Annotated in this window: 11 protein-coding genes and 1 pseudogene; 9 read left to right on the forward strand and 3 right to left on the reverse strand. The window is 64.1% G+C overall.

Going from position 1 to position 14,523, the window contains the following annotated elements; translation table 11 throughout:
- Positions 1 to 1,005 carry a FecCD family ABC transporter permease gene (locus ACEPP2_RS13840; RefSeq protein WP_395516936.1) on the reverse strand — a complete coding sequence of 335 codons (1,005 nt, stop codon included), beginning with the start codon at positions 1,003 to 1,005 and terminating at the stop codon, positions 1 to 3.
- Positions 1,002 to 1,988 carry an iron-siderophore ABC transporter substrate-binding protein gene (locus tag ACEPP2_RS13845; RefSeq protein ID WP_395516956.1) on the reverse strand — a complete coding sequence of 329 codons (987 nt, stop codon included), beginning with the start codon at positions 1,986 to 1,988 and terminating at the stop codon, positions 1,002 to 1,004. Before ACEPP2_RS13845 ends, ACEPP2_RS13840 begins: the two co-directional genes overlap by 4 nt.
- Positions 1,989 to 2,292: 304 nt before the next feature.
- On the opposite strand from ACEPP2_RS13845, the gene ACEPP2_RS13850 reads away from it, so the two are divergent.
- On the forward strand, positions 2,293 to 4,419 hold the full coding sequence (locus ACEPP2_RS13850; protein WP_395516937.1) for a TonB-dependent siderophore receptor: 2,127 nt from the start codon (positions 2,293 to 2,295) through the stop codon (positions 4,417 to 4,419).
- 38 nt (positions 4,420 to 4,457) lie between these two features.
- Here ACEPP2_RS13850 and ACEPP2_RS13855 read toward each other — a convergent pair whose 3' ends face one another.
- Positions 4,458 to 5,351 carry a helix-turn-helix domain-containing protein gene (locus tag ACEPP2_RS13855; protein ID WP_142588956.1) on the reverse strand — a complete coding sequence of 298 codons (894 nt, stop codon included), beginning with the start codon at positions 5,349 to 5,351 and terminating at the stop codon, positions 4,458 to 4,460.
- Between the two features lie 386 nt (positions 5,352 to 5,737).
- Here ACEPP2_RS13855 and ACEPP2_RS13860 point away from each other — a divergent pair, with 386 nt between their 5' ends.
- The 8 genes and pseudogenes from ACEPP2_RS13860 (at position 5,738) to ACEPP2_RS13895 (ending at position 14,445) form a co-directional block, all read left to right on the forward strand.
- Positions 5,738 to 6,871, forward strand: a complete 1,134-nt coding sequence (locus ACEPP2_RS13860; protein ID WP_077548587.1) for an MHYT domain-containing protein — start codon at positions 5,738 to 5,740, stop codon at positions 6,869 to 6,871.
- 159 nt (positions 6,872 to 7,030) lie between these two features.
- Positions 7,031 to 7,885: an FAD binding domain-containing protein gene (locus tag ACEPP2_RS13865; protein WP_142588955.1), complete on the forward strand. Its 855-nt coding sequence runs from the start codon at positions 7,031 to 7,033 to the stop codon at positions 7,883 to 7,885.
- A gap of 11 nt (positions 7,886 to 7,896) precedes the next feature.
- Positions 7,897 to 8,388 carry a (2Fe-2S)-binding protein gene (locus ACEPP2_RS13870; RefSeq protein WP_142588954.1) on the forward strand — a complete coding sequence of 164 codons (492 nt, stop codon included), beginning with the start codon at positions 7,897 to 7,899 and terminating at the stop codon, positions 8,386 to 8,388.
- Positions 8,385 to 10,805: an aerobic carbon-monoxide dehydrogenase large subunit gene (locus tag ACEPP2_RS13875; protein ID WP_395516938.1), complete on the forward strand. Its 2,421-nt coding sequence runs from the start codon at positions 8,385 to 8,387 to the stop codon at positions 10,803 to 10,805. Before ACEPP2_RS13870 ends, ACEPP2_RS13875 begins: the two co-directional genes overlap by 4 nt.
- A 46-nt stretch (positions 10,806 to 10,851) precedes the next feature.
- Positions 10,852 to 11,739 (forward strand): AAA family ATPase, encoded by an 888-nt coding sequence (locus tag ACEPP2_RS13880; protein ID WP_449619208.1) that lies wholly within the window; start codon positions 10,852 to 10,854, stop codon positions 11,737 to 11,739.
- Complete coding sequence (locus ACEPP2_RS13885; protein ID WP_395516940.1) at positions 11,739 to 12,920, forward strand: vWA domain-containing protein; 1,182 nt, start codon at positions 11,739 to 11,741, stop codon at positions 12,918 to 12,920. Before ACEPP2_RS13880 ends, ACEPP2_RS13885 begins: the two co-directional genes overlap by 1 nt.
- A gap of 15 nt (positions 12,921 to 12,935) precedes the next feature.
- Positions 12,936 to 13,745, forward strand: a pseudogene (locus tag ACEPP2_RS13890) (XdhC family protein); the annotation flags it as partial.
- 244 nt (positions 13,746 to 13,989) lie between these two features.
- Entirely contained in the window at positions 13,990 to 14,445 is a 456-nt protein-coding gene (locus ACEPP2_RS13895; RefSeq protein ID WP_281977693.1) for an SRPBCC family protein, read from the forward strand.
- Positions 14,446 to 14,523: the final 78 nt, after the last annotated feature.

Below are 14,523 nucleotides of genomic sequence, written 5' to 3' on the forward strand. Positions count from 1 at the left end.
TCACAGTTCGCGAACCCGTTGCCGCCTGACGATCCAGATGAAGAAGGGCGCGCCGATGAAAGCTGTGACAACGCCGACCTCCAACTCGTTGGGGCGGGCGATGATGCGGCCCATCACGTCTGCCGCAAGAAGCAGGCAGGCCCCTGCAAGGGCCGAGAAGGGCAACAGCCAGCGGTGGTCGACGCCGACCAGCAGGCGGCAGAGATGCGGCACGACGAGCCCGACGAACCCGATCGGGCCACACACGGCGGTGGTGGCGCCGCACAGGAGGATTGCCGAGAGCGCTGCGGTGGCGCGTGCGAGGGCCACGCGCTCGCCAAGGCCGGTTGCGATCTCGTCGCCGAGCGCCAGGGAATTCAGTCGCCGCGCCGACAGGAGGGCGAGGAGCACGCCGCCAACGAGGAAGGGCGTGACTTCACCTATTGCCCCGAAGGTTGCCCCGCCGACACCGCCGATCCGCCAGGACTGGATGCCTCCGGCAATGTCCGCGCGTGGCAGGATGATTGCCACGACCAGCGATGCGAAGGCGATGGATGTTGCCACGCCGGCAAGGGCAAGCTTGAGCGGCGTCGCGCCGCCACGGCCCAGCGACCCGATGGTGTAGACGAAGACCGCCGTGACACCTGCTCCGAGGATCGCGACCCAGATAAAAGCCTGTGAGGAGGTGATCCCGAACCATGCGACCCCAACCACGACAGCGAGCGATGCACCGAGGTTGACGCCCAGGATCCCCGGATCTGCGAGCGGATTGCGGGTGACGCTCTGCATGATGGCTCCGGCCAGTCCCAGGGCGGCCCCGGCCGCGCCTGCCAGAAGGGTGCGCGGAATACGCACCGTCACCGCCGCCTGGTCGATCGTCCCGCTGGCGCCGCCCAGCGCAGCTACGACTTCGCTCCAGCCGACGGATCGGGTGCCGACCGCGACGGAGAGGCCAAGCAGCAGCGTGAGGCCAGCGATTACCGTCGCCAGCCAGAGCAGTCGCATCCCCTCCGCGCCCGTCGTCATTCTGTTTTTGCTGCTGCCTTTGCCAGCAGCTCCACGTAATCATCGAGAACCCAGCGTATGGAGAGCGGCGTGGGATTGGCCGCCGTGCCGAGCGGATTTCGTCCCAACATGACGATCGCGTCATGGGCGACAGCCGGCATTCTCGACATCAGCGGATCGGCCGCCAGCGCTTTCTTCAGATCCTCGCCGCCATAGGTGACGACGATGTCGACATCATCGAACGCATCGATCTTCTCCGCGCTGATGCCGCCAGAGAACTGGCCGGGACGGGAGGCCTCTGCCACGCTACTGGGCATGCTCAGACCAAGGTCCTGGAAGAACTTCACCCGCGTGTCGTTGGTCGTATAGAAATTGATGACGCTGAGGTTGGTCGTGTCCAGATGGGTAACGAACATTGCCGATTTGCCCTCGAGCTCGGGATGCTCGCTTCTCGCCTTGGCGATGTCAGCCTCGATCCGCTCGATCAGCGCCTGTCCTTCCTCCTCCATGCCGAGGCCGGCGCTGTTGAAGCGGATCATCTCCCGCCAATCCGTCGCCCAGGGCGATTCCGGATAGGCGATGACCGGCGCGATCTGGCTCAGCGTCTCGTAGTCTGCTCTCGACAGTCCAGAATAGGCAGCAAGGATCACATCGGGATTGGTGGCGGCCACACTCTCGAAATCGATCCCGTCGCCCTCGTCGAAGAGCACGGGCGTCTCTGCCCCTAGCTCGTTCAGCCTCTCCTCTACCCAGGGAAGCAGCCCGTCGCCGTTATCGTCACCGAAATTGGCTGCCGCAAATCCGACCGGAACGATGCCGAGCGCCAGCGGGACTTCGTGGTTCGCCCAGGCGACGGTCGCCACACGTTCCGGCTTGCTGGCAATGGTCGTCGTACCGAACGCGTGCTTGACGGTGATCGGATACCTCGCCTGCTGGGCCGACGCCCCCGTGGTGGATAGCGAGCAGGACGCAATCGCGAGTGCGGACAGGAGAACGAAACGCAGCAACGGGAGAGATCCTCCTTGGCAATAACTGGAGTGTCCGTCTCATCTTAGATTGCGTCCGTCAAGTCCTCCGCAGGTTTGTCTCCATGCCCTGCGGAAGTTTCCGGGGCTTCGTACAAGACCGCAGGAATCGACAATACTGGATTAAAGCTATCAAGTTATGGGCGGATGAGGTACAGGCCGATCGCTGCCATCGCCAGGGGTTTGAGGGGGAACTCCTGCAGGCCGCAGATGCAGCTCGTGCCAACCGGCTGCTGCTGCGGCCGGGCTCCAGCAACATAGTGATCAGTTTCCGGGTTGAATGATGAAGATCCATAGGCGAGGCGGTAATCCCACGGGGGGCAACATGGCAGGGTGGCAGGCGATCCTGCTGAGTTGCACGGCATTGGCGGCCATCTCGGCCACGTCAGCCGTGGCCCAGGACGGGTCAGAGGCCGCCGGCGGCACCCAACTTGAAACCATCGTCATAGAGGGCAGCGGAAACGGCGACGATGACGCCCGCACGATCGTGGCGAGGAAGGCCACTGGCGTCGGCAAGATGCCGACCGAAGTCCTGCAGACGCCCGCTTCGGTTTCGGTCATCACCTCCAAGGAGGTCCAGGAACGTGGTGCCTCGACCGTCGAGCAGGTCGTCCAGTACACGGCCGGCGTCGTCACCGACTTCTACGGGTCGGACGACAGGTTCGACTACTTCGACATTCGTGGCTTTTCCCCCTACACCTATCGCGACGGCTTGCCGATCGGCCGGACCTTCGGCGCAGCACGGGAAGAGCCCTATGCGTTCGAGCGGATCGAGATACTGAAGGGCGCCAGCTCAGCGGGCTTCGGCGCGGCAGAGCCCGGCGGCTCGGTGAACTACGTGACCAAGCTTCCCAAGAGCGAGCGCTTCGGGGAAGTCTACGGCACCGTGGGCTCCTTCTCGCACAAGGAAGCGGGGATCGATTTCGGCGACAACATCACCGAAGATGACACCCTCTCCTATCGCCTGACCGGCATCTATCAGAATGCCGATGCCGAATATGATCATTCCCAGGACGACAAGAAGTTCATCATGGGTGGTCTGACATGGCGTCCCGCAGACCTGACAAGCCTGTCGTTCCTCTTCGATCACCTGAACACGGATGGCGTTCCCGGCAGCGGCGGCCACCCGATCGGGTCCGATTTTGACCGCGACCGCTTCTTCGGCGAACCCGACTACTATTTCCGGACGACCAACCGGAACACCTACAGCGTGATGCTCGATCATGACTTCGGCAACGGGCTGACCATCGGCTCCAATGCAAGGTACATGAAATCGGCTGACGCATTCGGAGGGGCCTACCTGTCGAATACCCGCACCGACGGTTCCAATCTGGCGGACCGCTATTACTTCGGCAGCGACAAGTCGAGCGAGCAGTTCGTCATCGACGCGAACCTGATGTACGAAACCCGCTTCAACGATGTCGAAAGCCGCACCCTCGCAGGCGTCGACTACAACAACTTCAATTCCCAGAATTTCGGCCTGTATATCCCCGGGGCACCGAGCATCAACTGGATGAATCCGGTCTACTCCGGGGGGCCTGCCTCGACAGCGCCCAATTCAGGCACGCGCAACGACCAGACAACCAAGGGCATCTACGTCCAGCAGGACCTGACGTTCTTCGACAGGCTGACAGCGAGCGTCGGTCTGCGGAACGACTGGCTCGACCTGCGTGAAACGAACCTCTTCACCGGCGTCGTCAAGGAGGGCGATTACAGCGAGTTCACCAAGCGCGTCGGCCTGAGCTACAAGATCACCGATGAGCTGGCCGCCTATGTGAGCTACGCAGAGTCTGTCGCGCCTCCGGGTGCAGGCAACGAGCCGACGACCGGCAAGCAGTACGAAGCCGGCATCAAGTATCAGCCGGAGGCCTTTCCGGCGCTCTTCACGGCTTCGGTGTATGACCTCACGAAGGGGAATATCACCGTATACGACAGCGTGACCTACCTGCCGACCACGGTCGAAGAGGTACGTCATCGCGGCATAGAGCTCGAGGCCAAGGCGGAAATCACCGATAACATCGGCCTGATCGCGGCCTATACCTATATCGACTCCGAGATCAAGGAGCCGGGCGGAGCGAATGACGGAAATCGCCTGATGCGGGTGCCTGAGCATATGGCGTCCATCTGGGGCACCTACACGCTGCCAGGAAACGGCATCCGAGGTGACATGACGTTCGGTCTGGGAGCGCGCTATGTGGACTCCTATTTCACGAACATCACAAACACCATAGCCTCGGAAAGCGCCGTGGTGTTTGATGCTTCGTTCACCTATGAGATCAGGGAGAACACCACGCTCCAGCTGAACGCCAGCAATATCTTCGACGAGAAGCATGTTGCGAGCCAGGACAGCGGCGGCGTCTACTACAATCCCGGCCGCGCAATCTACGCCACGCTGCGCCAGACCTGGTGACAACGCAAATCCCCGCCCGGGTCAGTTCGGGCGGGGAACTATCGGTAGCGCTGCAGGCGGCGCCAGGACGCAGGGGTATCGCCGGCGACCTGGCGGAAGGCCTTGGTAAGATGGGCCTGGTCCGCAAATCCAAGCTGCAGGGCAATGTCGGCAACCGTCAGATCGGTCTCGGTCAGCAGCTTCTGTGCCAGCGCAACCCGGCGCGTGCGCTGCCACTGCTGCGGCGTCTCGCCGGTCGTCTGCTTGAAGACGTGGGTGAACCAGCTCTCCGACAGCCCCACGGTCTGGGCCATCTCGGCAACGCTGAGGCGCCCGTCGGTGCGCGCATCGAACCGGCCATGCAGCTTTTTAAGCTGCGCCTGCGTGAGCCGGCCGCCGGCCGGGGCCTTCTCTTCCGCCGGAAGATCGAGAAGTGCAGTGGCTATGCTGCCGACGAGGCTTTCGCCATAGACGGCGTGCCTGGTGGGTGCGGCAAGCTCCTGGACCAGCAGACCCGCCAGCGTCTCGATCGGTCCGACATTCTCGATCTCGACAGGCCGGCGCAGGATGGAACGTGCGGCCGCTCCTCCCAGGGCCGGGGCGATGAAGCGCAGAAGCCGGTCGCTGTGGAGGTGGATATCGAGATGCGAGAAGCGATGCGAGGAGGTGAAGGCCGTCCAGAGCGGGACGCCTGCCGGCACGTAGACCGCTCGTGTCATTGGCCGCGCGTCGCGTCCGATGCCGCCTTCCCGGTTGGTCATTTGGATATGCGGCGATACGTCGTTGAAGAAGATGACGATTCGCGGGTCGGGAGAGAGGTAGTAGGCCTTCGCTCCCGACTGGCCCTCTGCATCCCAGTAGACGCCGACGATGCCGTCGAAACTCCTCCACTGCGCAGGCACGAGCGGGCGGATACCCTCCGTGTAGCAGGTCATCGAGTGTCGGTAGCTCAATGGCGTTTCCTGAAGGCGGCGTAACGTCGCCGGGTATGAGAATGATGACGGGCTGGCACGGCTGGACATCTCGGTGATGCCCTATCGTTCAGGCCATTGGGTAGACCTGAAACGACCGTCCCAATTTAACCTGAACATTCTCGTCATGTTTGTCCATGCCCTGAGCGGATTTTCTACCGTCTGCCGTCCGTCGAGGACACGGCTGGCACAGAGGCACAGGCCTCGTCGCAATTGTCGTTCGCGGCAAGCAAACGGTGTCGCCGCTACGCACTGCCCTTTATGCGGTTGCATTCCCCCTTCTGATGCCAGCCTTCGTACCGGATGACGCATCGAACAAAGCTTGCTAGTCTTCGAAGGCAATCGGCTCCGGAATAGGCTTTTCGCGAATGCTGGCACCCAATTACGATCTGGTCCTGGTGTTTGCCTCGATCGCGGTATCGATCATGGCTTCCTTTACGGGCCTGACGCTTACGAGGGGCATCAACGCTCTGCCGGATGTGCGGCGGAAGTTCATGATCGTCATGGCATCGATGGCGCTCGGCGGCGGCATCTGGTCCATGCACTTCGTCGCGATGCTGGCGATGAGCCTGCCCGTCCCCATCAGCTATGATGCGATCAGCACCCTTGGCTCGGCGCTGATCGCCATCCTGATGTGCGGCATTGCCATCCTGATCATGCACTATGTCGGGCGCACCTGGATCCATACGGCGGTCGCCGGGACGATTCTCGGAAATGGTATCGTCGTCATGCACTATGTCGGCATGTCCGGCATTCGCGGCTGCTTGCCGACCTTCGAGCTGCCGGGCGTCGTGCTGGCCGTCCTGGGCGCGACGGCTATGGGGATTGTGGCGCTGCGGATTTCCTATGTTCGCCGCTCGACCGGCCATATCTTCCTGGGCGCCATCATCTTCGGGCTGTCGGTCGTCCTCGTGCACTTCGTCGCCGTCGGCTGGACCGGTTTCCGTGTGGGCGAAGGATCAGGCGACGTTGCGCCGCTGATCGACAATGGCATTCTGGCACTGCTGGTCATGCTGTCGGCCTTCGTGATCTGCGGGACGTTCCTGCTAACGGCGACCAACTTCGTGCTGGTAGGCACGTCCGAGGCATCGCCTTCCGTTTCCGCCTCCGCTCCGGTGACGAACACGCCCAAGCCGCAGCCCGAAACGAACGAGGCGCAACTGCCGGAGCATGGTCGCCTGCCCTACGAGCGCGACAAGCGCATTTATTTCGTTGAACCGTCGAAGGTCGCGGCCATTCGGGCGGAGGGGCATTATTCCATCATCTACACCTCCGATGAAAAGCTCTTCTGTCCCCTCTCGATATCCGTGATCGAGAAGCGGCTCGACCCGCAGCAGTTCCTGCGTACCCACAGGAGCTACCTCGTCAATATCGAGCAGGTGGCGGCCTTCGAGCGCGCAAAGGACAACGGTCGATGTCTGTTCGAGGGAGTGGCCTCCCTCAAGTCCGCACCCGTCAGCCGCGCCTTCGTGCCGCGCGTTCGCAGCGCCTTGAGCATCTAGCGAGCTCAATCGGCCTTTTTGCGCGTTTCGTGCAGCTATTTCGCATTTCGTGCAGAACCGTTCGCCGCCAGGGTCTTCGACGTTGCGGCGGCAGATGTCCCCTTCATCCTTCCATTAGAGGCGTGCCTGCCGGCTCGCTTCGTTTCTGGGAGGAAATCGATGATACCGGCACCCTTTGAATACCACCGCCCGGAGTCCGTCGAGGCGGCGGTGAAACTCATCGCCGACTTCGGCGACAGCGCCCGCGTGCTCGCCGGCGGCCACAGCCTTATCCCGATGATGAAGATGCGCATGACCGACATCGCGCATCTGGTCGACCTGCAGAAGATCGGCACCCTGAAGGGCATCCGGATCGACGGACGCAGCGTCACCATTGGTGCCATGACGACGCAGCACGAACTGATCGAAAGTACAGCGCTCGCGAATGTCGCTCCGATCCTTCGCGAGGCCGCGCTGCAGATCGCCGATCCGCAGGTGCGCTATGTCGGCACGCTCGGCGGCAACGTCGCCAACGGCGATCCCGGCAACGACATGCCGGCCCTGATGCAGTGTCTCGACGCGAGCTACCACCTGCAAGGTCCAGATGGGGCTCGCACGGTGAAGGCGCGTGACTTCTATGAGGCTGCCTATTTCACCGCTCGCACGGACGAAGAAATTCTCACCGCGGTCAGTTTCGAGGCGCCGGCCGGCGGCCACGCCTATGTGAAGCAGAAGCGCAAGACCGGCGACTATGCCACGGCCGCGGCCGCGGTGGTGATCGCAAAATCCGGCGGCGCCTGTTCCGCCGCATCGATCGCCATGACCAATCTTTCCGACACGCCCGTCTGGTGCGAGGCGGCGGGCGACGCGCTCGTCGGCACTGCACTGGGCGCCGCCGATGTTGAAAACGCGGTCAATGCGATGCTCGAGGTCATCAACCCCCAGGACGACAACAAGGGTCCGGTGGCCTTCAAGCGCCACGCAGCCGCCGTTGTCCTGCGCCGCGCGATCGAACGCGCCGCGTCCCGCGCCTGAAGGAGTTTCCCATGAGCAAGACGCACATCAAGATGACGGTCAACGGAAAGGCCGTGGAACTGCTCGCAGAACCCCGGGAACTGCTGATCCACGTGCTCCGCGAGGAGCTTTCGATCACCGGTCCCCATATCGGCTGCGAGACCACCCATTGCGGCGCCTGCACCGTGGACATGGACGGAAGGTCGGTCAAATCCTGCACCGTCTTCGCTGCCCAAGCGAACGGCGCCAGCATCACCACGATCGAGGGCGTTGGAACCCCGGACGGCCTGCACGTGCTGCAGACGATGTTCAAGGAGCATCACGGCCTGCAATGCGGCTTCTGCACCCCGGGCATGATCACGCGCGCCTATCGGCTGCTGCAGGAAAAGCCTGATCCGACCGAAGAGGAGGTCCGCTTCGGCATGTCCGGAAATCTGTGCCGCTGCACCGGCTACCAGAACATCGTCAAGGCGATCCTCGCCGCGGCGGCTGAACTCAATGCGGTCAAGGAGGCGGCACAATGAACGAGATGACACCCCCGAACACCGAACGCGCTGCAGCCCTCAAGGGCTTGGGTTCCTCCCGCAAGCGCGTCGAGGACGCCCGCTTCACCCAGGGCAAGGGCAATTACGTCGACGACATGAAGATGCCCGGCATGCTGTTCGGCGATTTCGTCCGAAGCCCTTACGCACACGCCCGTATCAGGTCGATCAACTCGGACAAGGCCAAGGCGCTTCCCGGTGTGATCGCGGTGCTGACTGCAGCTGATCTCGCGCCGCTCAACCTGCACTGGATGCCGACGCTCGCCGGCGACGTCCAGATGGTGCTGGCCGACGGCAAGGTACTGTTCCAGGGGCAGGAAGTCGCCTTCGTCGTGGCCGATAACCGCTACATCGCCGCCGACGCCGTCGAACTGGTGGAGGTCGACTACGAGGAGCTTCCGGTTGTCGTCGATCCGTTAGCGGCCGAGGCTCCGGATGCGCCGGTTCTGCGCGAGGATCTCGCGGGCAAGACCGAGGGCGCGCACGGGCCGCGCCGGCACCACAACCACATCTTCACCTGGGAACAGGGCGACAGGGACGCGACCGAGAAGGTGCTCCGCTCGGCGGACGTGGTGGCCGAGGAGATGGTCTACTATCACCGCACCCACCCCTGTCCGCTGGAGACCTGCGGCTGCGTCGCGTCGATGGACAAGGTCAACGGCAAGCTGACGGTCTGGGGCACCTTCCAGGCGCCGCACGCGGTGCGGACGGTTGCCTCCCTCATCTCCGGTATCGCGGAACACAATATCCGCGTCATCTCGCCCGATATCGGCGGCGGCTTCGGCAACAAGGTCGGCGTATATCCGGGCTATATCTGTGCGATCGTCGCCTCCATCGTCACCGGGGTTCCGGTAAAATGGGTCGAGGACCGGATGGAGAACCTGATGGCCACCGCCTTTGCCCGCGACTACTGGATGAAGGGGAGGATTTCGGCGACCAGAGACGGCAAGATCACGGGCCTGTCATGCCACGTCACGGCCGATCACGGCGCCTTCGACGCCTGCGCCGACCCGACCAAGTTCCCGGCCGGATTCTTCAACATCTGCACCGGCTCCTACGACATCCCGGTCGCGCATCTGGCGGTGGACGGGGTCTACACCAACAAGGCGCCGGGCGGCGTCGCCTATCGCTGTTCGTTCCGGGTGACGGAGGCGGCCTATTTCATCGAGCGGATGATCGAGGTTCTGGCGATCAAGCTCGGCATGGATGCGGCCGAACTCAGGCGCAAGAACTTCATCCGCAAGGACCAGTTCCCCTATCACTCGGCGCTGGGCTGGGAATATGACTCCGGCGACTACCACACCGCCTGGGATAAGGCGTTGAAAGCTGTCGACTACGACGGGCTGCGCAGGGAGCAGGTCCAGCGGATCGAGGATTTCAAGGCCGGCAGGACGCGCAAGCTGCTCGGTATCGGCCTCACCCACTTCACCGAAATCGTCGGTGCGGGCCCGGTCAAGAACTGCGACATCCTGGGGCTCGGCATGTTCGACTCCTGCGAGATCCGCATCCATCCGACCGGATCGGCGATCGCGCGTCTCGGCACGATCAGCCAGGGGCAGGGCCATGCCACCACCTTCGCCCAGATCCTCGCCTCCGAGATCGGCATACCCGCCGACGACATCACGGTGGAGGAGGGCGACACGGACACGGCGCCCTATGGTCTCGGCACCTACGGCTCGCGCTCAACGCCGGTCGCCGGGGCGGCGACCGCCATGGCGGGCCGCAAGATCCGCGCCAAGGCGCAGATGATCGCCGCCTATCTGCTGGAGGTCCATGACGACGACGTCGAATGGGATGTCGACCGCTTCGCGGTCAAGGGCGCGCCCGAGCGCTTCAAGACCATGAAGGAGATCGCCTTCGCCGCCTACAACCAAGCGATCCCGGGTCTCGAGCCTGGCCTGGAGGCGGTGAGCTACTACGACCCGCCGAACATGACCTATCCCTTCGGCGCCTATATCTGCGTCATGGAAATCGACGTTGACACCGGTGAGCACGAGATCCGGCAGTTCTACGCGCTCGATGATTGCGGCACACGCATCAACCCGATGATCATCGAGGGCCAGATCCATGGCGGCGCGACCGAGGGTTATGCCATCGCCATGGGCCAGGAGATTGCCTACGACGACATGGGCAACGTGAAGACCGGAACCCTGATGGACTTCTTCCTGCCGACGGCCTGGGAGACGCCGCACTACACGACCGACTTCACCGTCACCCCTTCGCCGCATCACCCGATCGGCGCCAAGGGCGTGGGCGAAAGCCCGAACGTTGGTTCGGTGCCTGCCTTTTCCAACGCCGTGCATGACGCGTTCCGTGCCTTCGGGCTGACACAGACGCACATGCCCCACGATCACTGGCGGATCTGGAAGACGGCGCACGAACTCGGCCTGCACGGCTGAGGATGCGGAAAGCGGGCCGGTACGCGGCCGGCCCGCTTCTTGCCGGATGGATGCGATGACCTGGAAGACGTTGAAGCAGGACCTTGCGGAGCATGGCTATGTCGCCTCGAACGACCTCGCCATGGCGCTGCATCTTGCCGTGACAATCGGCAAACCACTGCTGCTCGAAGGAGCGGCGGGCGTCGGCAAGACACAGCTCGCCAAGACCCTGGCCGAACTGTTCGACACCCGCCTCATCCGCCTGCAATGCTACGAGGGCCTCGACGCGGCTGCCGCCATCTACGAATGGAACTACCAGCGCCAGCTCCTTTCGATCCGGGCCGCGACTGAAAGCGGTGGTGGTGCCGCCGACGACATCGAGGATCGGATATTCTCCGAGAAATACCTGCTCGCGCGGCCGCTTCTGGAAGCGATCCGTCAGGACAAGGCGCCGGTGCTGCTTCTCGACGAGGTCGATCGCGCCGACGAGGAATTCGAGGCCTATCTGCTGGAACTCCTTTCGGATTTCCAGGTGACGATCCCCGAACTCGGCACCATCACCGCGAAGACGCGGCCCCATGTGATCCTGACCTCGAACGGCACGCGCGACCTGTCGGACGCCCTGCGCCGCCGCTGCCTCTATTCCTATGTCGATTACCCCGACCGGGTGACCGAGCTTTCGATCCTCGCCGCCCGCCAGCCGGGCCTGGAGGCGCGGCTTTGCGAGCAGATCGTCGGCGTCGTTCAGGCGCTTCGCAAGGAGGATCTGGAGAAGAAGCCGGGCGTCGCTGAGATGCTGGACTGGGCGGCGGCGATCGCCGGCCTCGGCATCAACGACCTCGCCGACGATCCCGTCGAACTTCAGGCGACGCTCGTCTGCCTGCTGAAAACCCAGGCTGACCGCGCCGCCGTGCCGATCGAGGTGCAGCAGCGGCTTGTCGGAAAGGCGGCCTGATGCGCGCGACCCGCTTTCCCGAACGCCAGACGGTCCCCGAACGCATGGCGGGCTTCATGGCCCATCTGCGGCTGAACGGGCTCAATGCCGGCATGCCGGAGGGCGAGATGGCCCTTGCCGCGCTTCATGCCATCGATGCGACGGACCGCGACGAGGTGCGGCTTGCGCTGAAATCGGTCTGCGCCCGTGGCGCGGATGGCTTTCGCGCCTTTGACGAACTCTTCGACGCCTATTGGCTTGCCGATGGCAGGCGGCGCGAGCGGCCGGGGCGGGAACGCCAATTCGAGCGCCGGCCGCCGCGCCAGACCTCCAATATCCGCGAGATGATCGAAAGCCGCGCCAGCGGCGGCGTGGCGGACGTCCCGGACAGCGACGGCGAAGGTGAAAGCGAGGCCGGCGGGACCGGACGCCTGCTCGCCTCGCGCATCGAGGCCGTGCGCCGTGCCGACCTTCGCGGTCTCGTCACGCCGGACGAACTGGCCAAAGCCGAGGCCGTCGCCCGGCAGATTGCCCGTGCGCTGCGCGACCGGCGCTCGCGGCGGCGCATGGCCGCGCGCCGCGGCGCCATGCTGGATCTCCGCCGCATCGCCCGCCGTTCGGTCGCCCATGGCGGCGATCCCGTCGAACTCCTGCGCCGGCGCCGGCCGGACCGGCCGGTGAACATCGTCGCGATCTGCGACGTGTCGGGCTCCATGAGCGTCTATGCGCGCATCTTCCTCGCCTTTCTGCAGGGGCTCGTCAGCGTCGACAGCCGCACCGACGCCTTCCTCCTGCACACGCGGCTCGTGCGGATATCCGACGCGCTGCGCGACAATGATACCTTGAGGGCGGTGGAGCGGCTGTCGCTGATGGCCAACGGCTTTGGCGGCGGCACGAGGATCGGCGCCAACCTGAAGCAATTCAACGATCAATATGCGCGCGGCATGGTGACGGGAAGAACCGTAGTGGTGATCCTCTCCGACGGCTACGACACGGATCCCGCGGATCAGATAGGCACCGAACTCGCCCGGCTGAGGCGGCGGGGCTGCAAGATCGTCTGGCTCAATCCGCTGAAGGGCTGGGGGGGTTACGAGCCGGTGGCGCGCGGCATGGCGGCGGCGCTGCCGCATCTCGATCTCTTCGCCGCGGCCAATACGCTTGATGCGCTTGCGGCGCTTGAACCGCATCTTCGAAAGGTGTGAGCGGAGGAGGCTCGCATGATGAGGAAACCGAAAATCGACGAGATCGCACAGGCGCTGAAACGCGCCGGAACGCCCTTCGTCATGGCGACGGTCGTGCGCACCGTCGCGGCGACGGCGGCGAAGGCCGGTGCCAAGGCCGTGATCGTCGAGGACGGCACGATTGCCGAGGGCTGGATCGGCGGCGGCTGCGCGCGCGGCGCGGTGCTGCGGGCGGCAAGGGACGCGATCGCCGATGGCGAGCCGCGCCTCATCTCCGTCCAGCCGGAGGACCTGCTGTCCGAACTCGGCGTGGCGCCGGGCGAAGTCCGAGACGGCATCCGCTTTGCCCGCAACATGTGCCCGTCCAAGGGAACCATGGACGTGTTCATCGAGCCGGTGCTGCCGGTCCCGCATCTCTACGTGCTGGGCGCAAGCCCGGTCGGCATCGCGCTCGCCGATCTTGCCCGCCGCTTCGGTTTCCATACCGTCGCCTGCGCGCCGGCGCCCGATCAGCCGGCCTTCGCCGAGGTCGACGATCGGATCGAGGGCTATCTTCTGCCGACCGATGCGCCGGGCGAGCGCTATCTGGTGGTGGCGACTCAGGGGCGGGGCGACGAGGCGGCGTTACGCGCGGCACTCGGTTCTCCCGCCGCCCATGTCGCTTTCGTTGGCAGCCGCGCCAAAGCCGCTTCGCTCAAGGAGGAGCTGCGCTCGACCGGGGTGGTTGAGGAGGATCTGGAGCGCGTGAAGGCGCCCGCGGGCCTGGACATCGGCGCGGTGACGCCGGAGGAAATTGCGCTCTCGCTCGTCGCCGAACTAGTGGAGGTGCGGCGGCGCAGCCAGCGGCGGGTGATGCGCGAAGGCCCGGCCGAAAAAGAACGGCTTGGCGCGGGGCCGGAAAAGGACGATGCTCCGGAGGCTGGTCCGGCTGATGCTGCAGCCAGACCGGGCCTGTTGAGGAGGGCAGGAGATCGTCTTCGCGAGAAGATGTTCTCGACTATGCCGGCCGAAGAACAGCGGCAGGAGGAGACATCTGATCTCTCTCTGCTTCTGCATCGTCGGTTTTGTTGCATGTAAGGGTGGAGACAAGATGGAACTGAAAGACGAAATCCGCATCGAGGCGCCGAAGCACGAGGTCTATGCCGCGCTCAACGATCCCGAGGTGCTGAAGGCTTCGATCCCGGGCTGCCAGGAACTTGAAAAGGTGTCCGACAACGAGCTTGAGGCGAAGGTGACGTTGAAGGTCGGTCCCGTGAAGGCGACCTTCGGCGGAAAGGTGACGCTCGATACCGCCGGGGCACCGGATCGTTTTTCCCTCTCCGGCGAGGGAAGCGGCGGCGTCGCCGGCTTCGCCAAGGGCGGCGCGGATGTCGAACTGGAGGCGGACGGTGACTCGACCATCCTGCGCTATGCGGCCAAGGCCGATGTCGGCGGCAAGCTCGCCATGCTCGGCAGCCGCCTCATTGCGAGTACGGCGCAGAAGCTGGCAGGCCAGTTCTTCGAGAATTTTTCCGAAAAGGTCGCGCCGAAGCAGGAAGTCAGCTGAAGGTTGGACTCTCCCGCGGCCAGCCTGAGGAACTGTCGCGGTAGTCTTTTACTGGCCGAGTTGACCCGTGCTCTGAGA

Origin of the sequence: Pseudorhizobium flavum, from assembly GCF_044142885.1 — a bacterium.
Taxonomy (GTDB): domain Bacteria; phylum Pseudomonadota; class Alphaproteobacteria; order Rhizobiales; family Rhizobiaceae; genus Neorhizobium; species Neorhizobium flavum.

Coding starts and splice junctions, on each gene's coding strand:
- ACEPP2_RS13895 (WP_281977693.1), top strand. CDS start 13,990: ATGGAACTGAAAGACGAAATCCGCATCGAGGCGCCGAAGCACGAGGTC.
- ACEPP2_RS13885 (WP_395516940.1), top strand. CDS start 11,739: ATGCGCGCGACCCGCTTTCCCGAACGCCAGACGGTCCCCGAACGCATG.
- ACEPP2_RS13875 (WP_395516938.1), top strand. CDS start 8,385: ATGAACGAGATGACACCCCCGAACACCGAACGCGCTGCAGCCCTCAAG.
- ACEPP2_RS13865 (WP_142588955.1), top strand. CDS start 7,031: ATGATACCGGCACCCTTTGAATACCACCGCCCGGAGTCCGTCGAGGCG.
- ACEPP2_RS13870 (WP_142588954.1), top strand. CDS start 7,897: ATGAGCAAGACGCACATCAAGATGACGGTCAACGGAAAGGCCGTGGAA.
- ACEPP2_RS13880 (WP_449619208.1), top strand. CDS start 10,852: ATGGATGCGATGACCTGGAAGACGTTGAAGCAGGACCTTGCGGAGCAT.
- ACEPP2_RS13840 (WP_395516936.1), bottom strand. CDS start 1,005: ATGACGACGGGCGCGGAGGGGATGCGACTGCTCTGGCTGGCGACGGTA.
- ACEPP2_RS13850 (WP_395516937.1), top strand. CDS start 2,293: ATGAAGATCCATAGGCGAGGCGGTAATCCCACGGGGGGCAACATGGCA.
- ACEPP2_RS13860 (WP_077548587.1), top strand. CDS start 5,738: ATGCTGGCACCCAATTACGATCTGGTCCTGGTGTTTGCCTCGATCGCG.